Raw genomic sequence first — 23,969 nt, 5'->3', positions numbered from 1 at the left:
TCCGCCACCAGTTGGCTGTTCTCCAGCGACAGATCGACAGCTCGCGCGACACCCCGGGCTTTCCTGGCCGCGCTCCTCCAGCAGCTCCCCAGGCCCAAGTTGCGGGAGCTGCACCTGATCGTCTCGACCGAGACGGTCCTGAGGTGGCATCGCGACCTGACCGTCCGGTGATCAGGGAGCAGCTCCCACTCTGAGCCGCAGCACACTTCTGAGCTGGGCTTTCTTGCATACATCCGGCAGAAGCGCCGCCACTGGGAACCGTGACCCACACAGGCCCCCGTGACCAGCGACTTCAGGATGAGACGATTTCGATCCGGAGCGGTTCAGTCGTCCTGAGCGGTTTGTGGGTGGTGTGCAACTGCCCGCGGTCCCCGTGTGTCGAACCTCCATGGGACGGCCTCGAAACGGGATCGAGGCGGAATCTCGGCGCACGGGGGGTGTGTTCGGTGATGCTGACGGAGCTCCGGACGACGGATCTGCCCACGGCGGACCGGTTCGACTGCTGGGACGCCATGATGACGAGCACGTTGGTGCCCAACGCGCTCCGCAGTGACCACGAGGACGACTTCCGAGCGAGCGTGCGGCTGCTGGATCTCGGCACGGTGCAGGTAAGCGCCTTGTCCTACCCGCCGTTGAAGACCCTGCGCACCACCAGGCTGATCCGGCGGGGCGACCCCGAGTGCTACCAGGCGATGGTGAACCTGCGCGGAGGCCACCGGATCGTCCAGGGCGGCAGGGACATCACGAGCGGCCCGGGCGATCTGCTGTGCTACGACACCTCACAGCCCTGGGAGGGGTGGGCCGGAGACCCCTCGCTCACGGTGGAGGGGGTGATGGTGCAGGTTCCCCGTGCGCTGCTGCCGCTGCCGGCCAACAGGGTGCAACGACTGATCCCGTTATGCATGCCGGCCGCGTCCGGGATCGCCGCCCTGTTCTCCGGATACCTCCGGCAGATGGTCGCCGGTGCCGCCGCGTACCGGGCGACGGACGGCACACACCTGGTCAACACCACCGTCGAACTGCTGACGGCGCTGCTCGTCCACCACCTCGACGGAGGCACCGCGGTACCGGACGAGACCCACCGCCATGCCCTGCTCCTGCAGATCCAGGCATTCGTCCAACGGCACCTGGGAGACCCGCGGCTGGATCCGGCCACGATAGCCGCGGCGCACCACCTCTCCGTCCGTTCCCTGCACCGCCTGTTCGGGGAGCAGGGCACCACCGTCGCCGGCTGGATCCGCTCACGCCGGCTGGAGCGCTGCCACCGCGACCTGGCCGACCCCCTGCTGCGGCGCCTGCCGATCCACGCCATCAGCACCCGCTGGGGCCTGACCGACCCGGCCCACTTCAGCCGTGTCTTCCGCGCCGCCTACGGCATGCCCCCCAGTGAGTACCGGCATGTGTCACTCGCCGGCCGTGGGAGTCACCCATCGTCAACGGCCGGGCGCTGACCGACAACGACATACGCCCCGTGGCGCCGCAGACTTCACGTGACGCCTGCCGACGCATGCGTCACGGAGGGTAACCGAACAAGGGGGAGGCATCCCATGAGCAATCCGAAACGAGTCCGTGTGGTGGCCGCGGCCATCGCGGCACTGGCCGTTCCGGCCGGCCTGCTGGTGACAGCGCCCACCGCGTCCGCGGCCGCGACGGCGGCGTACAACGGACTCTGCGGCTCCGGCTATGTGGTGGTGAACTCGGCAGCGATCGCCAACGTGGGCACGGTCTATCTGACCTACAACTCCAAGACCGGCAAGAACTGTGTCGTGACCAAGCGCAACACCGTCGGCAGCCCCACGTACATGTTCGCCTACCTCAACGTCGTCGGCCGCCCGGAGACCGAGGCGGCGGTCGACGAGGGCCAGTACCGGTCCTACGCGGGCCCGGTGTACAAGTACGCGCCCGGCGTCTGTGTCGAGTGGGGCGGCGGCATCGGCACCTGGCAGACGTTCAACGCGAGTTCGAACTGCGGCCGGGCGGCGGCCAAGACGCTGTACGCGGGGAAGGACGTCAAGTTCCGCGACAGGCACCAGCGCTGAGACGGAACGAACCGGCCTATGAACAACGGGAGCCCTCGCACCTGTGACGAGGGCTCCCGATTCGCCGTCACGTAAGCCGGCGGGCGGCCTGTGGGCTTTCATTGCTGCAGGGGAGCGTTCAATCAACGGCGGATACGATGATCAAGGAGACGCCAGAGGAGCGGGACCATCGTTGCGACCGAGGCCATGGAGGAGCCGGCCGTCGCTCCGGCCGCGGAGGCGGTGTCGGATGACCAGTTGATCGGGACGCTGGTCGACCGGGCCCGGGACGAGGGCCTGCAGCAGGCCGGTGAGGGCGGGTTGCTGCAGGGCTCACGAAGCGGGTGCTGGAGTCCGTTTTGAAAGGCGAGACCACCTCGGCTGCGACAAGCACGATGCCGAGGGCCGCAACAGTGGCAACAGCCGTAACGGAGCCCGTGCCAAGACCGTCCTGTCCGATGTCGGGCCCGTCTAGGTGAAGGTGCCCCGCGACGTGGCGGGTACGCGGTCCCGCTGGTCGGATGGCAGGTAGCGCCAGACCACGTCGAGGGCGCTCCGGCCGGTCGGATTGCTTGGCAGCAGATTCGCCGCTGTCTCGCTCGCCCAGTCGGAGGCTACGTTCAATCGGGTGGAAGGCCGCAGGGTGAGCGCGCTGGCCGAGCAACTGGCCGCCCAACCTCTGCTGCGCAGCCCTTGGTGCGCCCCGTGCCGCAGGAGACGCTTGCCCCGCTGGTGCACTCTTTGCGCGTGCAGTCCGACGTCACCTCGGTCACGGTGGCAGACTGCGACGGACGCGTGGTCAGTGCGACGAATCCCACCGTGGTCGGCGAACCGCTGCCCCGGGGGAGGGGCGTGAGTGGGTGTCAAAGCTGGTCGGGCGCGCTGGACTGGGATGGCAGCCGCGAACTGGTGGCCCAGGTGCCGGTTCTCGGCGCCACGGGCAAAGACCTTGGACGCCAGCTGGGCACTGTCGTGATCGGCGAGGCGTCTCCCAGCGTGTGGGAGCGCTTGATCGGCGCGTCGTCGTACTTGCTCACCTACCTCGGCGTGGCCAGTGCTCTCGGCGTTGCAGGCTCCTGGCTGCTCGCCCGACGCGTGAAACAGCAGACGCTGGGACTGGAACCGCGTGAGATCGCCGGTCTGGCCGAGCACCGGGAGGCGATGCTGTACGGGATCGCCGAGGGCGTTGTCGCTCTGGATCCGCAGCACCGTCTCACCCTTGTCAACGACATGGGCAGGTGCCTGCGCGGCCTGCCCGTGGACTGCGTGGGCCGTAGCCTGCCCGAGCTCGGCATCGGCGGGCGGCTGCTGGACGTACTGATCGGCGCACGGGAGGCGCCGCAGGAGAGGCCGGACGAGGTCGCCATCCGGCACGGGCGCGTACTGGTCATGAACCGGATGGCGGTCATCAAGGACGGGCGATTGCTCGGCTCGGTCACCACCCTGCGCGACCGCACCGAACTGGCCCGGCTGGAACGCGAGATCAGCTCCTTCCGCAGCACGTCCGAACTGCTGCGGGCGCAGGCCCACGAGTTCGCCAACCAGTTGCACACCATTTCCGGCTTGATCCAGATCGGCGAGCAGGAGGAAGTGGTGTGCTACATCTGCGCGTTGCTATCGCCGACAGGTCCGCGACCTGTCGCGGTCGACCTCGTCGACCGGGAGCGGGATCAGTTCGAGGCGGTAGTCCACGGCGGCGGTTCCCTTCGCGAGGCTTGGTGGTCAGTCTTCACCGAGACGTCGCGTTCCGAAGGTTGAAATCGACAGTTGAGACGAACGCTTCTCGGAACGCCATGAAGTTTCCTTGCTCGGCGGAACGCTCCGCAACCGCGAAGACAACGCGCTCGACGCTTGCTCCCCGCCCGCGGCTTTCCACGCCTGCACACGGAGACGTCGGCGAAGGCCGAGGCGCCGTTGATTAGCGCCTGCGGTCGATTCAAGAAGTCAGACACTCCAAAAAGGCGAGCGCTCGTCCACCTGGTTCGCTTCTTCCCTACTTCGGTTCCTCGCCCCGCAGGGCGTCGCCGCGCAAGGCCTTGTCCGTGGCCCGTCCGATGACCGCAGTCGCTCCCGCGTCCACAGCCCCTCCGACAAGGCCCCCCAGGATCGGGACCGCCTTGGCGAGCGTGATCGCAGCACGCTTGGTTCCATATTTCGCGACGAGGTGGAACCCGACCTTCTTGTTGATCGCATGGAGCGCCGCCATCGGGATCTTCTTGATCACCTGCTCGCCGAGCTTCTGACCGACCTTCACCCCGAAGGCTGCCAGGACGTTCTGCGCGCTCATCCCGATCGCGAGCATCATCACGACGGTCCGCACGTGCGGATCACGGATGTCCCATCCCCGAAGGTGTGCGATGGAACCAGCCATTCGCATGTTGATGGCGATGGACGCAGCCACGTTCGCGGGGATCGTCACGCCTGCGGTGAGCAGACCTCCGAGCCCGGTGACGAACCCCTGAGTCCCGGCCGCAGCCACCGACTCCTTGATGAGGCGGGCGACGACCGCATCGATGTCGTCCTTCATGTCCTCGGGAGAACGGCGCTCACCGTCATCAGGTGCCCTGTAATCGGCGCCCTGCCGACGCGCAAGACGGTCCTCGGCCCACGTCACCGACCCCGTGATCGGCCCCACGCCGTTGACCATGACCTTCTCCGCGAGATCGGCGACCCACCGCCCGGCCTTCTCGACCGCTCCTTCATCAGGAGTCTTCTCGTCGGCCATCACGCACCCCTTCCGCGAGCGCCCACCGGGGCATCCCGCACTGCTGCGGGCAGGAGAAGGATTCCGGTCGCCGGCATCCCCGGCAAGACCGTGGGCGGTTGGAGCCGCACCCCCTCGCCACCGCCCGTCCACCCCTTCGCGTCACGGCGCCCTTTCGCCGTGCCGCCTTCACGAGCTGAAGCGGTTACACCTTCCCATGCGAGTGAAAGCGCCGTCAAACTGTATGTCTCTGCTGGTGGTTGCCTGACGCAGGGAGGGTGAGTAGGCCGTGCCGGCTACCCTGCCCCGCAGCCGACCTCCAACAGGAACGGGCTCGGCTGCCCGGTCCACGAGACGTACAGGCCGTCCCGGGCCCGGGTGCAGGCGACGAACAGCAGGCAGCGTTCGGCGGCGAGGTCGGCCTCATGCTGGAGTCGGTCGGCCTCCTCCGGGGTGATGGCCGAAGGGTTCGGCAGCGCGCGCTCGTTGACGCCGACGACGGCGGTGTAGCGGTACTCGAGCCCCTTGAAGGTGTGCATGGTGCCCACGTTGACCGCGTCGTCGGTGCGGGCGGCTCCCGCGCGGACCCGGCTGGCAGGGACGCCGGCCGCGATCAGGCGGTCCTTGGCCTTCTCGCAGGTCTTGTTGAACCGCGCGCAGATGCCGATCTCCCCGTACGTGGCGCCGCCGTCCACCCACTCGCGCACCTGCTCGACCAAGGCGTCGAGTTCGGCCTCCTCCGTCTCCGCCGCGTGGACGCGCGGCCCGGAACCGTGCAGGGCCGAGCTGTACCCGATCAGGGTGTCGTGCCGTCCGCTGTCGGCCAGTTCGGCGTAGGGGCGGCCGAGCAGGAGTCCCGTCGCCCAGCTGAGGATCTCCTGGGTGGAGCGGTAGTTCTTGCGCAGCTTGGTCGAACGGCCGGCGACGTTGATGCCGAGGGACTTCAGCGACACCCGGTTGTCGTAGATCCGCTGGTGCGGGTCGCCCGCGATGAAAAGGTCGTCGGGCCGCCGCGGGGCAGCCGCGCGCAGCATCCGCCACTGGGCCGGGTGGAGGTCCTGGGCCTCGTCGATGACTATGTGCCGGTAGCACGGTCCCTGCTCGGTCAGCAGGTCGGTGGCCTCCACGCAGGTGCCGAGGTAGGTGCGCAATCCGTCCTCGGCCAGGCTCCGGGTGAACTCCTCCACGGTCCGCCACACCAGCGGCCGGGCGGAGGCCGGCAGCGCGCTGCCGCGGCCCCGGCGCTCGCAGCGCTCGTACTCCTCCCGGCTGCGGATGTCCTGGGTGAGGACGACGTGCTTGTACTCCTGGGCGAGGAACTGCGGGGTGCCGGTGAAGCCAGTGGCTTCCGCGGCCTGCTCCCATCGGGCGGTCTCCTCGTACCCGCTGAGCGGCCGACGCGAGGTGTTGACCACGCGTCCGGCGAAGGCGTCGACGGTCATGACGTCCACCCGGTCGCGCAGGTCAGGGTCGTCGACGAGCAGGGAGAGCCCTTCGTTCAGGGAGTCCACGAGGGCGTTGGTGAAGGTGGTGAGGAGGATGCGGTCGCCGTCGCGCAGGTGCCGCAGCAGGTGCCGCACCCGATGGAGGGCGACGACGGACTTCCCGGTACCGGGCCCGCCGGCCACCTGGGCGGGGCCGGAGTACGACGGCCGGTAGGCGACCTTGTGCTGGGCAGGGTGCAGGAAGATCCGCCAGGCGGCGAACGGCTTGTCGAGGATGTCGCGCAGTTCGTCGGCGTCCGCGACGACGGCGATCCGGGTGCGGGTGTGCGCGATGGCGGTCGCGTAGTCGGTGGTGTCGACGGGCTCCTGCGAAGCCGCGTCGGCCAGCGCCGGCACGACCACCTCCTGCCACGTCTGCTCGACACCCGCGCCGAGGGCCAGGTGTTCCAGCACCTTGTACTGGTCCGGCGGGAAGAACTGTCCAAATACGTCGAGCTGTTCCAAGCTGGTCAGCACGCGTGCCTGCGCGATGGTGGTGGCGTCGATGCCGAGCGCGGCCATCTCACCGTCGGAGATCCTCGCGAAGAGCCGCTGCTCCTCGGCGGGCGCCATGCGCTGGTAGGTGGGTGTCAGCTCCTCCAGCGTGGCGATCTCGCGGAGCTCCACGGCGCCGGTGACGGCGTTGATGGTCGCCTTCTGCTTCACCGCCCACTCGGTGGCCTCGTCGTGCGGGCCGACCCGGAGCAGCACGAAGGTGTCCCCCGTCTCGGGAGCGAGGACCACGCCGCGGTATCCCTGGGTGATGCGGATGGTCCGGATCTGCCGGTCCTTGGCGCCCTTGAGGGATTCCAGCTTCAGGCCCGGGTCCTTGAAGAGCTGGTCGAGGGAGAGCCGCTCGAACTTCTCCCAGGCGTCGAACACGCCGTTCCTGACGTGCTTCTCGAGCTTCTCCAGCTGCTGACAGAAGGCTCTGTCGAAGGCGAGGTGCGGCATGACGGGATCTTAGGCCGCCACGGCGTGGCAGCAGGCCTCGGGCTTTCGTTCACCGGCTGCCGGCCGTGCTCTGCCGGTCACTCGCCCTCGAGTTCCCGGCGGAGCATGGCCAGGATCTCCGCGGCCTCGACGGCCACTTCGTGGCGCGGGCCGTGTACGAGCACGACGTCCTCGTGCAGAGCCTTAAGACATGCCCGGGCCTCCTCCGGGTTGCCCTGGCTGAGCAGCAGCATGCCGATGTCACGGCGCAGCTCCACAGCCGCGTCGCTGACGTCGCTCTCGACGGCCCGTTCCATCTCGAGGACGCCCCGCAGCTCCGCCAGCGCCTCGGTCACCTGGCCGAGTTCGCCACGGCAGCGGGCCGCCTGGGCGCGGCAGTCGCGGGCGGCCTCGCTGGTCGGCCCGTTGATGCGGCCGTACGCCTCGGCCAGCGCCTCGAACTCGGGCAGGGCCGCCCGGTGGTCGCCCGCCAGCTGCCGGCTGACCGCCCGGCGCCGCCTTAGCCGGAGGACGGCCTTGTTCTCGGCGCCCAGGGCCCTCGCCAGCGGCTCGATCATCTCGCCCGCGACCTCGGCGGCCTGCGTGTAGCGCTCCTCCTCCATGAGGGCGATGTAGTGCTCGTCGACCTCCCGCAGCTGGGCCCGCAGCAGCTCCCGCTCGGGCGGCGAGACCACGTACTCGGCGACCTGGCCGGGAGCCGCCGTGTCCGGGGTGACAGGGGGACGGCTCTCGGCCCGGACGCGGGGCGCGTAGGGGCGGCGGTAGAGGCCGGTCGGGTCCGGTGCTCCGGGCGGCCCGGCCTCCCCGAGGGCGGAGGACTCCCCGGGCGCGGGCAGGAACGGCATCAGCCGCTCGTAGACCTCCTGCACGTCCACCGGCCGGCTCTCCGGGGTCTTGCGGAGCAGGTGCAGGACCAGCGCCTCCAGCTCCTCCGGCACGTCGGCGCGCAGGCGTCGCAGCGGAGTGGGCGCGGTCCGGACGTGCTGGTCCATCAGCTCGAAGTCGCTGCGCGCGGTGAACAGCGGCTGCCCGCAGAGAAGCTCGTGCAGTACGCAGCCGAGGGCGTAAAGGTCGGTGCGCGGGGTGACCCGGGTGCCGCGCACCTGCTCGGGTGACATGTACTGGTGGGTGCCGATGGGCCGGCCGGAGGCCGTCAGTTTGGTGACGTCGGTCCGCAGGATCGCCGCGACGCCGAAGTCGAGGACCTTCACCGTGCCGTCCCGCGCGACCAGGATGTTGGACGGCTTGAGGTCGCGGTGCACCACCGGCACGTCGTGCGCGTACGACAGCACGGTGGCGACCTGCGCGGCGACCGCCACGGCCCAGCTGACCGGGAGGGGCCGCTCCTCGTGCACGTACCGGGTGAGGGGGACGCCCTCCACCAGCTCCATGACGAGGAACAGGTGCTCGTACGTGCTGTCGAGGACGGCGTCGTACACCTGCGGCACACCCGGGTGCTGGATGCGGGCGGTGATCCTGGCCTCGCGACGGAAGCGCCGCTCCAGCTCCTCGGCCAGTTGGGGTGTGGCGGCGACGGTCTGCGGCCGGATCCGCTTCACGGCGACGGGCCGGTCCAGCACCGCGTCGTAGCCCCGCCACACGTCGCCCATGCCGCCGTTGCCGAGCCGCTCCAGCAGCTCGTAGCGGCCCGCGATCGGTCTGTCCGGCACCTGTCCCCGCCCCGCGTCCTGCGCTCGCGCTCGCTCTTGTTCCCCGAGCCCCGTTGGCCGCGGCCAGTTTTCCCGGAAAGGGATCACTGCGTCCAGCCCGGTCCTACGAGGGCGCGGCGGACGAGGCGTGTCGCGCCACCGTGTACTCGGCCCAGACCGCCTTGCCGGGGCCGTCCGAGCGCGGTTCGCAGCCCCAGCGATCGGCGAGGGCCTCGACCAGCAGCAGGCCACGTCCGCCGGTACGGGTGGGGCCGGCGGCAGGGGCGGCAGCGGGCACAGGGAGTTTGTCGCCTCGCGTGTCGGTGACCTCCACGCGGACCGTGAGGGATGCGGCGGCGGGCGCGGAGAGTGCGAGGAGGTGGACACGGAAGTCGCGGCCGGCCACATGGCCGTGGGTGACGGCGTTGGTGGCGAGCTCGGAGACGAGCAGGCTCAGCACGTCGTGTCCCTCGCTGCCGTACGGCAGGCCCCAGGAGTCGAGCCGCTCCGCGCAGAGCCGACGGGCCAGGCGCGCGCCTCGGGGCGTCGAGCTGAAGCGGAGGGCGAAGCAGGAGTGGACGGGGGTCGCCGGTGCGGGTTGTTCCGTTCGGTTCACGCACGCAGCGTGGCTGGGCGTGGCATAACGTGACCAGGGGTGACGCGCCGACGCCGTGGGGAGTACCCGCGGGCGAACACCGTGTACGGGACGGTACGGCCGCGTGAGCGGGAAGTGGGGTGTGCGGTGTTGGACGACAGGGAGAGCGGCGTCGACGCCGAGGTGCCGGGGCAGCGGCGGAGTGAGGAAGAGCCCCCAGGGGGCTGATCGGCGCGTTCGGAAGGCAGTTGAAGCTGCTGCGGACGCGGGCGGGCATGGAACGGGCCGAACTCGGCAGACGGGTCGGGTACTCGGCGGACACGATCGCCTCCTACGAGCAGGGGCGTCGGGTTCCGCAGCCGCGGTTCATCGAGCAGGCGGACGAAGTGCTGGATGCGGGCGGGTTGTTGGTGGCGTTGAAGGGGGAGGTGGCTCGGGCGCGGTATCCGCCTTTCTTCCGGGACATGGCTCAACTTGAGGCCGAGGCAGTGGAGTTGTGCGCCTACGACACGGTGGTGATCAACGGCCTCTTGCAGACCGAGGAATACATGCGGGCAGTGCTGGCCATGCGTCGGCCGTTGCTGGACGAGGCCACCATGGAACTGCGTGTATCCGCTCGGCTGGACCGACAGGAAATCTTCAACCGCTGGCCGGCTCCGCTGCTCAGCCTCGTGATGGAGGAGTCCGTACTGCGCAAGCCCCTGGGCGGCAAGGTGGTGCTGCGAGGACAGCTTGAGCATCTCCTGCTCGTCGGCCGTCGGCGGAACGTAGAGATCCAAGTGATGCCACTGGACCGCGAGGACAACGCCGGTATCGATGGACCGTTCACAGTGGTCAGACGCAAAGGCGGAGAGCAGGTCGTCTATGCGGAGGTACAGGGACGCAGCAACCTGGTGACGGACAACGACGAGACGGCTCTGGCCGCTGCCCGCTATGGGATCATCAGAAGCCAGGCTCTTACTCCGCAGCAGAGCCTGGAACTCATCGAGGAGTTGCTGAAGGAGCTATGAAGACGGCAGAGAGCGCAACTTCAATGGTCGGACTCGCCTGGTTCAAGAGCAGCTACAGCGGAGCCGAGGGTGGCCAGTGCGTCGAGGTCGCTGCCGCTCACAACGCTGTGTTGGTCCGGGACTCGAAACACTCCGCCGGGCCCGTTCTGGCGCTCGAGCCGAAGGCCTGGTCCGCCTTCGTGGAGCAGGCCGCGCGCGGCTGAAGCGGGCAGGGCGGCTGCGGCCCGGCACCGGGTGGTGCCGGACCGCAGACACCGTCAGAAGTCGTCCAGCCCCTCCTCCCGGCGGATCATCCGCCAGGCCGCGCGGCGGGCACTGCGGTCGAGGTTGGACTTGAAGTCGCGGTCCGTCCCGAAATACCGCCTGCCGAGCGTGTCGATCGTGGAGACATGGTCCATCATGTTCTCTTCGAACTTCTTGTCGAAGACGACACCGAAGTTCTCCTCGTCGTTGACGAGGGCGGCGGCCCGGACCTTCGGGTCCTTCTTCGTCGCGTTGAAGGCCGGGAGGACGTCCTCCTCGGTGAACTCCGTGCCGAACTTCGCGTTGAACCTTTCGATCAGCTCCGACAGCAGCGACTTCTCCGCGTCCTTACCGCCGCCGACCCCGTCACCGAACCCCTTCAGTTCGGCCGGGCCTTCGGGCACGAGGGACTTGTCGTGCTCGCCGGTCTTCTCGACGCGCAGGTGGCTGAGGTCGACCTCGCCTATGTCGACGCCGCCGTCCGCCAGGCGGGGCAGCCGGTTGAGCAGGTAACGCCCGTAGAGGTACAGCCGCTCCAGGTCGGCGTCCTGGTAGGGGACGATCTGCGCGAGGAAGCCGTACTTGCGGACGTAGTCGTTGAGATTGGCCCGGAACTCCTCGGCGGCCTCGACATCGTCCTCCTCCTCGCTCTCCAGGAGGGTGCCGAAGCGGGTGACGGCGGGGGAGAGGAGCCGGTACAACTCGGCGTGCAGCTTCTCCCACTTGGCCTGGGAGCCGCCGGCCTTCTCCTGCGCCTCGAAGTACGCGGCGACGAACTCGTCCATGTCCTGCTCCGAGACGATCGGCGCGGACATGACCCGACTCTGGGCCGTGTACAGGAGGTTCGGGTCGGAGGGCAGGGTGTGCGCCTCCTCGAAGTACGGGCGGAAGGCGTCCTGGATGTCCTCGGCCTCGTTGACGAAGTCCAGGACGGCCAGGTCGGCCTGCGACTTGCGTTCGGCGGTGCGGTTGAGGCGCGAGAGCGTCTGCACGGCGGCGATGCCGGTCAGCGTCTTGTTGACGTACATCGTCGTGAGGAGCGGCTGGTCGAAGCCGGTCTGGTACTTCTCGGCGACGACGAGGATCCGGTACTCCTGCTGCCCCTTGCCGCCGGCCTTCGCGGCCTTGTCGTCGGCGCGGGTGTAGGCGAACGCCTTGGGCAGCGCGCTCTCCGGCAGACCGCCGTTCTCCTTGCTCTCGGTGGTCTCCTCACCGTCGATGGTGAGGGAGCCGGAGAAGGCGACCAGGACGCCCAGGTCCGGGTACTTCGTGTCGTACTCGCGGTCGGCGATGTAGCTGCGGATGGCGCGAGCCATCTGGACGGCGGACTGGCGGGACGCCGTGACCACCATCGCCTTGGCCCGGCCACCGAGCCGGCTGCGGGTGTGTGCGACGAAGTGCTCCACGATCACCTGGGCGTGCTGGGACACCGTGTGCTCGTGCATGAGCGCGAACCGGGCGAGCAGGCTGTTGGCCTTGGAGGGGTCGACCTCCTTCTCGTCGTGGTTGAGGTTCGCGAGCTTCCAGTAGGTGTTGTAGGTGACGTAGTTGCGCAGGGGGTCGAGGATGAAGCCCTCCTCGATGGCCTGACGCATGGAGTAGGTGTGGAAGGGGCGGTAGACGGTCTTGCCGTTCTCCACGGCTTCCGTGCCGAAGAGTTCGAGCGTCTTGGCCTTGGGGGTGGCCGTGAAGGCGAAGTAGGAGAGGTTGGCGGCCTGGGAGCGCTCGACCGCCTTCGCCTTCAGCTTGTCCTCCACGGTGACCGTGGTCGCGCCCTCGTCGTCCGAGTCGGCGTCCAGGCCGAGGTCGCGCAGGGCCGACTTCACGGCGGTGGCGGCGTCGCCGGACTGGGAGGAGTGCGCCTCGTCCACGATGATCGCGAAGCGGGTGCCCTTGATCTCGGTCGGGTTGCTCTTGATGTAGTTCAGCAGCGCCGGGAACGAGTGCAGGGTGACCGTGACGATCTTCCCGGTGTCCCGGGAGAGAGCGCGGGCGAGCTGTTCGCTCTTCGCCCCGTGCTTCTCGTCGATCTTCACGACCAGGCCGTCGGTCTGCGAGAAGCTGCCGACCGTCGCCGAGAGCTGGGCGTCCAGCGCGCGGCGGTCGGTGATGACGATGACCTTGTCGAAGACGGGCTCGCCGGGCTTGATACGGCCATCGACGAGGGCGTCGGGCCGCAGGACGGCGGGATCGCGGCGTGCGTGCAGATCGCTGAGGCGGTGGGCGAGCCAGCCGATGGTGTTGGACTTGCCGGAGCCGGCGGAGGCCATGATCAGGTAGTTCTGGCCGGCTCCGTGGACGGATGCGTGCGCGGTGAGCTTGCGGACCACGTCCCACTGGTGGAATCGGGGGAAGATCGTTGTCTTGCTGGTGCCGCCGCCGGGCGTCTTGTGCTTCTGCTGGTGCACGAAACGCTGGAGCAGGTGGAGCCAGTTGTCTCGCTGCCAGAGCTCTTCCCAGAGGTAGGACGTGGCGTACGTGCCGTGGGCGGTGGGCGCCGGGTTGCCGGCCCCGCCGGGCTGACCGGGGCCGTTGGAGCCGGTGTTGAACGGCAGGAACCGGGTGCTCTTGCCGCGCAGTTGAGTGGTGAGGAAGACCAGGTCCGGGTCAACGGCGAAGTTGGCGATGACGCGGCGCATGAAGATCAGCTCGGTCGGGTCGCGGTCGCTCCGGTACTGCTCCTTGGCCTGCTCGACACCCTGACCGGTGAGCGGGTTCTTCAACTCGGCCGTGGCGACGGGGATGCCGTTGAGGAACAGGGTCAGGTCGAGACGGTGGCCCCAGTTGGCCTGCTTGGTGGCGTAGGGGAGCTCGCGGACGACGGTCAGGCGGTTGGCCCGGTAGCCGCTGAGGACGGAGTCGTCGGAGATGAGGTTGGGCTTGAAGTAGGCGACGCGGAGCCGGACGCCGCGGTCCTTCACGCCGTTGCGCAGGACGTGGAGCAATCCGTCGTCGGCGATGGCCCGGTCGAGGCGCTGCGCGAAACCACGTTGTGCCTCGTTGGGGTTGCCGCCGTAGACGGTGAGCAGCTCGTCCCACTCGTCGGGCTGGGTCGCTCCGATGAAGGTGAACAGCTCGTTGGTGTCCAGGCCCAGATCGGCCTGGTATTTCTCGGGGTTCGCCTCCCGCCAGCCTCGCTCGCAGAGGGCGGCGACGATGGCGGAACCAAAGGACGACTCGTCGTGCACGGGGCTCATGCGGATACTCCTTCGGTCACGTTGCGGCCACTGGCGGTGGACACGTCGAACTGGCCGGTTACGGCGGCGGTGATGAGGGCTTGGCGGCGTTCGTCCAGCAGCTCGGCCTGTCGATTCATCGTTGACCGCAGGCTTCGGATACGTGCTGAGTGAGCAGAGAGCCGGTCCGAGATAATTCGCTGCGTGGAGAAAGGCGGGAGCGGGAAGGTAAACCCTCCGATTTGGTCACCGCTGAGATGCGGAACTGAGACACCGGTCAGCTCCCCCTCCACAGCTTGGCGGAACCTTGAAGACCGAAAGCTCCAGTAGACATACCTCATGTCAACCTCGACGGACTTTGGCCGAAGGCACGCAACCCGTTGGAGGAGGAGCGCAGGTAGATCTCTCTCCGAGATGAAGGTCATGCGCATGCCGCTAGAGATCCAGGGGCGATCCATCCCCAGGACCAGATCGCCGTCGCGTAGATGGAATCGCTGAGGTGTGGGCGCTCCGTCTTCGTCCCACGAAACGGTTTCATCCCACGACGTCTCATCCACGGAGACGTTGATGCCGCGAAGAAGTCGTGTACCGCCGTTGTGTAGAAATCCCTCGCTGGGAAAAGCGTAACCCGCAATGACCTGGCATAGACGGCTTACCTTTCCTGGCCCCCAGTCTGCTCTATCAGTGCTAACCCCGATCTTTTTGAGGGTTTCGGCATCTGCGGCGGTAGCTCCGTCGACGAGTTGGCCCAGCATAAGGTTGAGCAAAGCACCCTGGGCTTCTCGTGCCTCCCTGACACGGTCGATCCGGGCGGTCTCGGCGTCGAGGAAGTCGGCGATGCGGCGCTGCTGAGCGAAGTCCGGGGCTGCCACGCGAATGTTCGCGTAACGCTCGGCATTGAAATTCTGAATCGTTGATGCTACAGACTCGGCTTGAATGGTGTGCTGGAATGGGACGCTGCGGGCAACGTAAGCGAGGAACCTAGGGTCCACATTCGAGCGAGGTCGAAATCTGACCAAGTAGCCTGCGAACGTCATCCCTGCATCAGTCGGGCGAACCAGATAGGACTGTCCGGGCGGTGTTCCGCTGCGGGACAGAAGCAGGTCCCCAGCGGTAAGGGTGAATCGCGCTTCAGGAACGGATTCGACAAAGACGCCGGATTCGTCAGGTGTCAGTACGCCACTACTGATGTCCGTGGTACGTAGGAGGCGCACTCCCGGCTGCACGTACGTTTCTGCCGAGACATTGAGGCCGTATTGTCCCCCGTCGACGCAAAGGTCCTTGAGTCGAAGGTTGCGCCAGCTACTCATTCCGTAACCTCTCCTAGAAGCCCCTGAATCTCCGCCTCCAGTGCCTTCAACTCCGCGTCGATCTCCGCCAACGGTCTCGGCGGCTCATACGCGTAGAAGTGCCGCGTGAGCGGAATCTCGTACCCGATCTTCGTCTTGCTGTGGTCGATCCACGCGTCCGGCACGTACGGGTGGACCTCCCGTGCCAGGTACTCCTCAACGTCCTCGCCCAGCGGGACGTTCTCGTAGTCGCGCAGCTCCGCGTCCGGCTCGGGCTGGTCCTTGATGCGCTGGACTTCGCCCTCCGGGTCCCGCACGCCGACAACCTCACGCAGCGCCTTGTTGAACGGCGCCCCCGTCGGCCAAGTCCCGCCGGTCAGCACCACCGCGTCCTTCAACGCGAGCCAGGCCTCCTGCTTCGTGCTCCAGCTCGTGCCCATCAGGGACTTGAAAGCGTCCGCCAGGGCCGGTGCCTGCGGCAGCTTCTGGATGGCCTTGGACGCCTCCAGCGCCGCCAGCGTCTCCTCCGTGATCTCGAACCGCAGCTTCAGCGGGCGCTCCACCGTGATCCGCTGGTAGCCGAAGTCCTCGTTCCAGAAGACCTTCACCTTGCTGTACAGCGGGTGCTCCGCGTCCCCCGCCACCGCCAGGGCCTCGCCGTACAGCTTGACCACCGTGGCGATGTGGTCCTTGCCCAGCTCCTTGCGCTTGTCGCCGAGGGACTTGCGCATCTTTTGCCACTGGTCCCGCGCGTCCAGCAGCACGACCTTGCCCTTGTGGTCCGGGCTCTTGCGGTTGGTCAGGATCCAGAAGTAGGTGGAGATGCCGGTGTTGTAGAAGAGCTGGTCCGGCAGGGCGACGATGCCCTCCAACCAGTCGTTCTCCAGGATCCAGCGGCGGATCTCCGACTCGCCCGAGCCGGCCGCGCCGGCGAACAGCGGCGAGCCGTTGAAGACGATCGCCAGGCGCGAGCCGCCTCCACCGTCCACACCCACCGGCTTCATCTTCGAGATCATGTGCTGGAGGAACAGCAGCGAGCCATCGCTAATCTTCGGAAGCCCCGCCCCGAAGCGGCCGGCCTCGCCGAGCTGCTTGTGCTCGGCCTCGACCTCGTCCTTGACCTTCTTCCACTCCACGCCGAACGGCGGGTTGGCCAGCATGTAGTCGAAGGTCTTGCGCGCGTGGCCGTCGTCCGAGAAGGAGTTGCCGAAGGCGATGTTCTCCGGGTCCTGGCCCTTGATCATGAGGTCGGACCGGCAGATCGCCCACGACTCGGGGTTGAGCTCCTGCCCGTACACCTCCACCGTGGCGTCCGGGTTCAGCTCCGTGATCAGGTCGTCCATCGCGGAGAGCATGCCGCCCGTGCCGCAGGCCGGGTCGAGGACCGTGCGCACCGCGCCCGGAAGCTGGAGCGCGTCGCCGTCGGGGGCGACCAGCAGCCGCACCATGAGCTGGATGACCTCGCGCGGCGTGAAGTGCTCACCGGCCGTCTCGTTGGACTGCTCGGAGAAGCGGCGGATCAACTCCTCGAAGATATAGCCCATGTTGTGGTTGGGCACGACCTCGGGACGCAGGTCCAGGTCGGTGAACTTGCCGATGACCTGGTAGAGCAGGCCCGCGCCATCCAGCCGCTTGATCTGCTGGGCGAACTCGAAGCGGTCCAGCACACCTCGGGCGTTGTCGGAGAAGGCCCCCACGTACAGGGCGAGGTTCTTCGCCGCGTTCTGCGGGTCCGCCGCGATCTTCTTCAGAGTGAGCGTGGACGTGTTGTAGAAGGCGTGGCCGGAAGCCTTGCGGAGGAACTTGTCCGCGATGATGTCCTGGCCCTCGAACTTCGCCAGGGTCTCCGTGACCTTCTCGCGCGTGGGTTCCAGCACGCACTCCAGTCGCCGCAGCACCGTGAACGGCAGGATGACCTTGCCGTAGTCGGACTGCCTGTAGTCCCCCCGCAGGAGATCGGCGACGGACCACGCGTGGTTCGCCAACTCCGTGTGCTTGCTGATGTTCAAGACTTCTTCCGCTTCCCTTCCGGGGCCGGTACGGATGACGTGGAGCGCGGCGGGAGGGTGGGGGCCTCGTCCGTCCGCATTATGAGTGGGGGAGTTCGAAAGTCTCGGGTTCCTGCGGGACCAGCTGTCCGCCCGTGAGGCCGTCGGCCACGAGCCGTGCCGTCTCCTCGGCCAACTCCTCTGCTCTACGGGCCTGGTCGCGCAAGGTGGCAACGTGCCGGAACGCCTGTCCGTACCGCCGCTGTTCCTCCAGCGGCAGCAGGGGGACGCGCAGCCGGCCCGGGCTGAGGTGCAGTGTGGAGCTGCCGGTGGAGGCGCCGGTCAGGTTGGCCTCCGAGCCGAGGAAGCCGTAGAGGAACCAGGGGTCGAGCCGCGCCGGGTCGGGCCGGAAGAGGTGAACGCCCGGACCGAGCAGCACACCAGCCTCTTCCTCGCCCGCCACCCGTGCGACGGCACCCCGTCCGCCGGTCAGCCCACGCACCAACACGTCGCCCACGGCGATCTCCGGCACCTGCTCGGCGACCTGCTCGTCCTCGATCCGCCCCGTCGGTCCGCTTCCGCGAGCGATGTCGCCGCCGGTGAGGGCGGGCCGGGCCACCCCGCCACCCGCCTCCGGGCCGCCCTCGCCGTCCCCCTGCCTCGGCGACGCGGGGGCTGTCCGCAGGACCTTCAGCGCGCCGCCCCGGGCCAGGTCGGACACCGTGGCCGAACGCCACTGGCGCGCCTCGGCACCCGCGGCCTCCCACAACTCCGTGCCGGCCAGTGCCGCGACCGACTGCGCCGCACCCGTCAGCGCCTCCCGGGCAGCCACGGCCTGGTCGGCCAGCTCCCGCGGGTCCACGTCGGCCTGCGAGGCACGTACCTGTCGGGCGGGCGTCACGTCGACCACCTCGTCGAGCAGGTCGACCACGCTCACCGCCCGCGCCACACCGGCCTGCGCCTCGAACCCGTCCGGGTCCGCGGCGTACGCCGTCCACGCCGAGACGATCTGCTCGGTCACCCGCGCCCAGTCCACCGCACCGGCACGGCTCCCGCCGCGCCCCGGAGCCGTGGGCTCGCCCACGGTGTCAACGAAGAGCACCGTCTGGTATGCCGGCCAGGTCGGCTCCGGCCGCTGCAGCACCCACACCTGCAGGCCGATGTGGAGCGGAATCGCCGCCCCCGGCGGCAGGGCCGCCACCGCCCGCAGCGCGCCGCTGCGGATGAGCTCGGCGCGGATGCGGCGGCCGGAGGAGCGGGACGCCGTGGCCGGCGGGAGAAGCAGAACGGCGTGGCCGCCCGGTTCGAGGTGGGCCAGCGCGTGCTGGACCCAGGCCAGTTCGGACTCGGCGCGGGGCGGGAAACCGTACGCCCAACGCGGGTCGTAGGCCAGTTCGTCGTGGCCCCAGTCCCGGTCGCCGTAGGGCGGGTTGCACAGCACGGCGTCGACGGTGAGGTCCGGAAAGGCGTCGGCGCGCAGGCTGTCGCCCGTGCGCACGGTGACGTCCGCACTCTCCTCAGCGGTCAGGGTCAGGCCGACCGCGGTGCGCCGTGCCTGGACGGGGAGGCTGTCCTGCCCGTACAGCTTGCGCGCGCCGCGCGCTGCTGCGGCCGACAGCAAGGTGCCGCTGCCGCATGCGGGGTCGAGGACGCTGGCCGGGGAGCCCGGGACCAGGCGGGCCAGCAGGTCGGCGAGCGGGGCCGGGGTGCGGTAGGCGCCGCTGGCGGCACTGTCCTCCAGCTCCCTCTCTGCCAGTACGCCGAGTGCCGTCTGCGCGCTCTCGTCGCGGACGCAGAGCAGCAGGGCGCGCAGGACCGTGGTGTCGGAGTCGGTGAACCGGACGGGTTCCGTGTCCGGCACCACGTCCGCGACCTCGGCGGCCGCGTCGTTCGCCTGCTTCAGCAGATCGGCGTCGGACAGCGCGAGCAGGCCGGTGAGGCCGTCGTCGGGGCGGCGGGCCGCTGCCAGGACCAGCAGAAGCAGGTCGGACGTGCCGGCGCCGGCCGGCTCTCGGAGGCGAAGGGTGGTGCGCAGCTCCCCGCTGGGCGTGGCCGCCGTGCGCTGTCCGCGTGAGGCGAGCCAGGCCCGGACCTCCTCCAGGTCGTACAGCGGGCTGCTGTCCGTGCCGCCCGAGGGTGCCGGGAAGTCCTCGTGCCGGCGGCGCCAGTTGCTGACGGTGGCGCGCGTGACGCCCGCGATGCGGGAGATCTCGGCGGCTGTCACCTGGGCGGATGGTGCGGGTGGCTGCGACATGGATGTGGTCCTGGCTCCGGTGATCGGCGTGGTTACAACCTACAGCACGAGTCAACTCCTGGAAACTGTTGGACAGTGCTTTCATGCTTGTGCTTCCATGTACTCGCTTCCGCCGGTGAGCGACGCTCCGCCGGCGCGAACCGTCACTTCCCTTGCACAGCCATGTCCTTGAGCGCCCAGCCCCTCGTCCTGCCCGAACCCCTTGCCGGGGGACGTGCGGCGCCTCGAGGCCAGGCGACGGCCGATCGACCACCACCCAGGGGGTAACCCATGCGCCTGACCATGCCGAGCGGCACCCCGGAAGGAATCCCGCTCACCGTCATGCCGTTCCGCGAGGACGCGGTCATCGGCACCATGTCCCTCGCGACGCTGGTACGTCTCGTGCCGTCACCGCGTCAGGAGGAGGACCCGCGCGCCGCAAAGGCCGCGTCAGGGCACGACCGGCGTCACGCCGAGCTGCGCGCGACCGTGCAGCGGACGCTGAAGTCCCAGAAGGGCAAGAACATCCCGGACTACGCCGAGTACATCGCCGCCGGCATCCTCGGCAAGCACGGCTCCGCCTGGTCCACGCCCCCGATCACGCTCTGGCACGCGGACGAGATCGCCGCGATGAGCGACGAGTTGGTCCCCGACTCGGGCCTGCGGACGTTGACCGTCGCCCCGGACGCCATGGTGATCGCCATCGACGGCGAGACCCAGACCACCGCCTGGCACGACATCTACCAGGACCCGGAATCCTTCGGCCTCACCTACACCGAGCTCAGCCGGCGAGTCCGTATCCCCTTCGAGCTCTACCTGGGGATCTCCGCGGCAGACGCGCGGCAGATCTTCTACGACCGCAACGTCAAGGGCATCGACGTCGCCAAGAACCTGGCCATGTCCATGGACCAGCGCGACCTCGCCACCCGCCTCGCCTACATCGTCGGCGAGAAGCTCGAGGTCGAGTCGAACGGGCAGCGGATGCCGTTCGGCAAGCTGGTCAACGCCGGCAAGCGGCAGCTCACCAGGACCGACAAGGAGGTCGTGACGCTGTCCGCGCTGCGGACGCTGATCGTCACCACCGTCTTCGGCAGCAAGGGTGTGCAGTACTCGGCCGCCAACGTCCACGAGGGCGACCTGCCGCCCAACACCGACGCCGACGAGGCGGAGACGGTCGTCGTACGTCTCGTGTCTCGGCTGATCGGGGGCCGCTTCCCGGACTTCGCCCGGCGCAGCGCCATCACGGCCCCGGCCGTGATGGCAGGGCTCGGCGTCCTGCTGCACCGTGCCACCCCCTGGTGCGACCCCGGCGACGCCATGAGCTACGAGACGGTCGAGCACCTGCTCGCCAACGTCCGCTGGGAGCGCGAACCCTCCTACTGGGACGGCGTATGCGCCACCGTCGGCGCCACCGGCCGGCTCAACTTCAGTGGCGGTGTGAAGGACTCCGCCGGCCGCGTCGCGGGCGCGCTCCTCGACCCGAACAGCGAGTTGGGCCGGAAGATCCGGGGGATGCGGATGCAGAGCTGAAGAGGCATGCGGCGCTGGTTCTTTGACGCCGAGACCCTCTCAGCCGAACGCCCCTCTCCGGACGAGGTCCCACTTGGGGGCACGGCCCAAGGCTCCCGCACTCACGTATCCGTGGCGTCCAGGCTGCGATGCCGCCCTGGGGCCGGCTTGGTCCGGCCGGTCCGGAGCCGGGCGCGGCGGGGCGGTCCCGCTTCCGTCAGCATGCGCGCCCTCCCCTCCCGCCAGCCGTCGTCCCCTTCCACCCACATCCATACAAGGAATGGCCTCATGAGCTACCCGAACATCTCCGGCTCGCCGTCCTCTCCATCCTCTTCGTTCCCGTACGCCGTCCCCTCCACATCCAAGGGCAGTCCCCAGCACCGGACAGCGGCCGATCAGGCCCCGGCTTCAGGCGCGCCCGGGATGGCACCGCGGACGTCCCCCGCCTCCGCGCAGCCGTCGGCCGGGAGGAAGCCGTCGTGGCGCGGAGCGCGGCTCACCCACGGTGCCTCAAAGCTCCTCGCGCTGATAGCTGCACCCCTGACCCGTCCGCGCAGGACCGTCCTCGCCGTGGCCGCGACAGCCGTGGGCTGCTGCCTGTGCGCCTGCTCCACCATCGGCGGCACACAGACCGACACCGCGCCGACGACGGACACCGTCAGCGCCTCGCAGGACACCCGGAGCGCCGGGGACGCGCAGGACACCCAGGACGACTCCGGCAGTGACACCTTCACCGTCGCCCTGGACAAGACCGCCACGTGGAACAACGGCGTCAAGGCGCACCTGAGCGGCTTCAGCCGGGGCACCTCCGGCGAGTACGCCAGCCCGTCCGGCAAGGCCTATCTGGCCTTCTCCGTCACCATGCAGAACGGCTCGAAGTCCTCGATCGACCTGAGCATGGTCAGCTTGTCCTGCCCGGACGGAGCCGACGAGATCTTCGACACGGACGCCGGCTTCAAGGGCACGCCGGACACGCACCTGCTGCCGGGCAAGTCGCAGACCTGGAAGGCGGCGTGTGCGTTCCCCAAGGCGGCCAGGAACGCTCAGATCGAGATCACGCCGACCGACACCTCCGACTCCGGCTCGTACCGCACGGCCATCTTCACCGGCCAGGTGCAGTAGCCAACACCGCGGACGGGACCCCGCTGGGTGCCCTCGTCGTCTCCGCACGGCGGCGGCTCACGCCTCCGCCGTCCTCGGTGCACATCGATGCCGCGCCCACGGGCCCGCCGCACCCACGCCCGCGCGCACCAGGTGCGGCCCCGCTCACCACCAACCGCGACCCGGAAGGCCATTGTGACGATCACCGAGCACACACAGCTGATCCGTCGCTTCGGCGACGACTTCACCGCCTTGCAGGAGGCCGTTCTCGCGCGAATGAACGGGATCTGCGCTCCGGAGGTCGCCGCGGCCTTGGAACACGCTTCGCTCGCCGGTCCCATCACCATCTCTCTCGCCCACGCCGAGGTCCTCGCGCGCGGGGCCGTCCGGCGTGCGGAACTCTCGGCTCAGACTCCCGAGCGGCTGCGACGGCTGCGAGCCCACGCGCGCAAGGTGCGACGCGCCCGGTCGCAGGCGGAGGCCGTGTACAAGGAGCAGCGTGCCCCCCGCCTCGCCGGCCGCGCCCGGCCGGTGGACATGCTGGAGCTGAGGGTGGCGCGCATGGCGTTCCCGGCGGCCTTCGCCGAGGCCCTGCGGCAGGAACTCCGCGACAGGGGGCTGCCGGACGGCACACCGCAGGCGCCGGAGAGCGACCTTGTCCGGTGGGCCTGCGACCGGACAACGGCAGGCGACGAACTGCCGGCACCGGTGCGCGAACTGCGGGACTGCGACGACGACGCCTTCGTTCAGGCCCTTCTGCGCGATGCCCGGGAGGAAGAGAACCCGTACCTCCCGCACGACTCGCTGGTCGAACGGTGGAGCCGCCATGCCCGTGTCGCGCTGGCCTGGGGCCGCTACGCGATCGGCCAGGCTGAACGGGACCTACTCGCCTGCTCTCTCTCCGTACGGCGCGCCCGACTTGACGCTCTGGACGACGCCTACCAGGACACCGCGGTTCTCGCTGCCCGCTCACGCGAAGCCCTGATCCGGGTCACGGAACTGCACGACCGGATGCAGGCCTGCGTGACCACGGGGCCTTTCGCGGAGCTCATCGCGCATTGTCGCGCCGCGGCTCTGGCACGCTTCGCCGGCGCCCAGCCCGAGTTGTGGCACAGCGTGCGTGAGCTGACCGTGAGGCACCAGGCGCACTGCCCCGAACAGGCCGACGGCTGCCCGCACTGTCACCGCACTCTCGCCGCCCTCCTTGCCGACGCCCGTCCTGCCGATGCGGGCGAGGACGGCGACGGCGAACATCCGACGGCAACGCCTCCGGCCGATGGGGACCGCTACGCCGTGCTCGCCGACCTTCCCGACACCGCCGTCGTAGCCGTCGCCGATGCCGCCATCGGTGACGAGTCCGCACTGTGCGGCTACGGCTGGGCTGCCGAAGACGGGACAACCGGATACGGCGACTCCCTCGCATCGAGCAGCGGCGAAGCCGAAGTCATCGGTATCTGCGCGGCCGCCCTAAGCCTCCTTGAGCACCACGAGGACGCACCCGTAGTCCTCCTGTGCGACAGCGCCCAGGCAGTCGAGGCAGTCAACACGGCCCTGCGCTCCACCGACCCGGCAGCCGCCCACCGCATCCTCCTCTTCCCGGAGAGCCGGCAGTTGATGGACCGCCTGTTGCGCCACCGCCACCGCGTCCAGGTCCGCTGGCTGAAAGGCCACATCGGACACGACCTGAACGAAACCGCCGACGCCTTAGCACGCCTCGCCCTCCGCCACGCCAAGGGCCGAATCCCTCCCTCCGCCGCCCGGAAGGAGGAGGCGCGGATCCTGCGCTCGCTCGGCTCCGGGGCCGGCCCCCTCTCGGTCGCTGCCTGAGCCCATGGCCCGATGCGGACACCCGCAGGTGACGCGAGGCAGCCCCAATTGTCACAGTGGTTCGCCTTGCCTTCCCGGTCGCGCCGCCCCGACACCAGAGCAGTTGGTAAATCCCCCCGGCTCGCACACATCACCTTCACAGGTAGCCTTTGGTTGCAGGGACCCTGCAGTTGATGTCTGTCTTCCGGC

15 protein-coding genes and 2 pseudogenes are annotated in these 23,969 nt (G+C 69.0%); 9 read left to right on the top strand and 8 right to left on the bottom strand.

Annotation, left to right across the window (positions count from 1 at the left end):
* Positions 1-449 precede the first annotated feature (449 nt).
* From ABZ823_RS23310 to ABZ823_RS23295, 4 genes and pseudogenes are all read left to right on the top strand, one after another.
* The gene (locus ABZ823_RS23310; protein WP_361663554.1) at positions 450-1,451 is read left to right on the top strand and encodes a helix-turn-helix domain-containing protein; all 1,002 of its coding nucleotides are present in this window, start codon (positions 450-452) and stop codon (positions 1,449-1,451) included.
* A 96-nt stretch (positions 1,452-1,547) separates the two neighbouring features.
* Positions 1,548-2,039 (top strand): spore-associated protein A, encoded by a 492-nt coding sequence (locus tag ABZ823_RS23305; protein ID WP_361663551.1) that lies wholly within the window; start codon positions 1,548-1,550, stop codon positions 2,037-2,039.
* A 186-nt stretch (positions 2,040-2,225) separates the two neighbouring features.
* A pseudogene (locus ABZ823_RS23300) lies at positions 2,226-2,490 on the top strand (IS256 family transposase); the annotation flags it as partial.
* 96 nt (positions 2,491-2,586) lie between these two features.
* A pseudogene (locus ABZ823_RS23295) lies at positions 2,587-3,632 on the top strand (Spo0B domain-containing protein); the annotation flags it as partial.
* A 379-nt stretch (positions 3,633-4,011) separates the two neighbouring features.
* Here ABZ823_RS23295 and ABZ823_RS23290 read toward each other — a convergent pair.
* The 4 genes from ABZ823_RS23290 to ABZ823_RS23275 all read right to left on the bottom strand — a co-directional run bounded on the left by ABZ823_RS23290 (position 4,012) and on the right by ABZ823_RS23275 (position 9,425).
* A complete protein-coding gene (locus ABZ823_RS23290; protein WP_361663548.1) occupies positions 4,012-4,743 on the bottom strand; it encodes an EcsC family protein in 732 nt (243 codons plus the stop codon).
* A 275-nt stretch (positions 4,744-5,018) separates the two neighbouring features.
* Positions 5,019-7,160, bottom strand: coding sequence for a UvrD-helicase domain-containing protein (locus tag ABZ823_RS23285; protein WP_361663546.1), 2,142 nt, complete (start codon positions 7,158-7,160; stop codon positions 5,019-5,021).
* Positions 7,161-7,237: 77 nt separating this feature from the next.
* Entirely contained in the window at positions 7,238-8,830 is a 1,593-nt protein-coding gene (locus ABZ823_RS23280; RefSeq protein WP_361663542.1) for a serine/threonine-protein kinase, read from the bottom strand.
* A 103-nt stretch (positions 8,831-8,933) separates the two neighbouring features.
* Positions 8,934-9,425 (bottom strand): ATP-binding protein, encoded by a 492-nt coding sequence (locus ABZ823_RS23275; RefSeq protein ID WP_361663539.1) that lies wholly within the window; start codon positions 9,423-9,425, stop codon positions 8,934-8,936.
* A gap of 203 nt (positions 9,426-9,628) precedes the next feature.
* Here ABZ823_RS23275 and ABZ823_RS23270 point away from each other — a divergent pair, with 203 nt between their 5' ends.
* Both ABZ823_RS23270 and ABZ823_RS23265 read left to right on the top strand, forming a co-directional pair.
* Positions 9,629-10,414, top strand: a complete 786-nt coding sequence (locus tag ABZ823_RS23270) for a helix-turn-helix transcriptional regulator (protein ID WP_361663646.1) — start codon at positions 9,629-9,631, stop codon at positions 10,412-10,414.
* Entirely contained in the window at positions 10,411-10,617 is a 207-nt protein-coding gene (locus tag ABZ823_RS23265; protein WP_361663536.1) for a DUF397 domain-containing protein, read from the top strand. Before ABZ823_RS23270 ends, ABZ823_RS23265 begins: the two co-directional genes overlap by 4 nt.
* A gap of 54 nt (positions 10,618-10,671) precedes the next feature.
* Here ABZ823_RS23265 and ABZ823_RS23260 read toward each other — a convergent pair whose 3' ends face one another.
* From ABZ823_RS23260 to ABZ823_RS23245, 4 genes are all read right to left on the bottom strand, one after another.
* Positions 10,672-13,854, bottom strand: coding sequence for a type I restriction endonuclease (locus ABZ823_RS23260; protein WP_361663533.1), 3,183 nt, complete (start codon positions 13,852-13,854; stop codon positions 10,672-10,674).
* Positions 13,851-15,143, bottom strand: a complete 1,293-nt coding sequence (locus tag ABZ823_RS23255) for a restriction endonuclease subunit S (protein WP_361663530.1) — start codon at positions 15,141-15,143, stop codon at positions 13,851-13,853. The genes ABZ823_RS23260 and ABZ823_RS23255 overlap by 4 nt, the downstream gene beginning before the upstream one ends.
* Positions 15,140-17,131: a class I SAM-dependent DNA methyltransferase gene (locus ABZ823_RS23250; protein ID WP_361663527.1), complete on the bottom strand. Its 1,992-nt coding sequence runs from the start codon at positions 17,129-17,131 to the stop codon at positions 15,140-15,142. Before ABZ823_RS23250 ends, ABZ823_RS23255 begins: the two co-directional genes overlap by 4 nt.
* A gap of 79 nt (positions 17,132-17,210) precedes the next feature.
* The gene (locus ABZ823_RS23245; protein ID WP_361663523.1) at positions 17,211-19,364 is read right to left on the bottom strand and encodes an N-6 DNA methylase; all 2,154 of its coding nucleotides are present in this window, start codon (positions 19,362-19,364) and stop codon (positions 17,211-17,213) included.
* Positions 19,365-19,634: 270 nt separating this feature from the next.
* Here ABZ823_RS23245 and ABZ823_RS23240 point away from each other — a divergent pair, with 270 nt between their 5' ends.
* The 3 genes from ABZ823_RS23240 to ABZ823_RS23230 all read left to right on the top strand — a co-directional run bounded on the left by ABZ823_RS23240 (position 19,635) and on the right by ABZ823_RS23230 (position 23,780).
* Complete coding sequence (locus ABZ823_RS23240; RefSeq protein WP_361663520.1) at positions 19,635-20,873, top strand: DNA sulfur modification protein DndB; 1,239 nt, start codon at positions 19,635-19,637, stop codon at positions 20,871-20,873.
* Positions 20,874-21,422: 549 nt separating this feature from the next.
* Positions 21,423-21,974 carry a hypothetical protein gene (locus ABZ823_RS23235; protein ID WP_361663518.1) on the top strand — a complete coding sequence of 184 codons (552 nt, stop codon included), beginning with the start codon at positions 21,423-21,425 and terminating at the stop codon, positions 21,972-21,974.
* Between the two features lie 174 nt (positions 21,975-22,148).
* Positions 22,149-23,780: an RNase H family protein gene (locus ABZ823_RS23230; RefSeq protein WP_361663515.1), complete on the top strand. Its 1,632-nt coding sequence runs from the start codon at positions 22,149-22,151 to the stop codon at positions 23,778-23,780.
* Positions 23,781-23,969 lie beyond the last annotated feature (189 nt).

This window comes from Streptomyces sp. NPDC047079 (assembly GCF_040643755.1).
Taxonomy (GTDB): Bacteria; Actinomycetota; Actinomycetes; order Streptomycetales; family Streptomycetaceae; genus Streptomyces.
The sequence above is the reverse complement of the archived record's forward strand: the minus strand, read 5'-3'. Positions and strand labels throughout refer to the sequence as shown.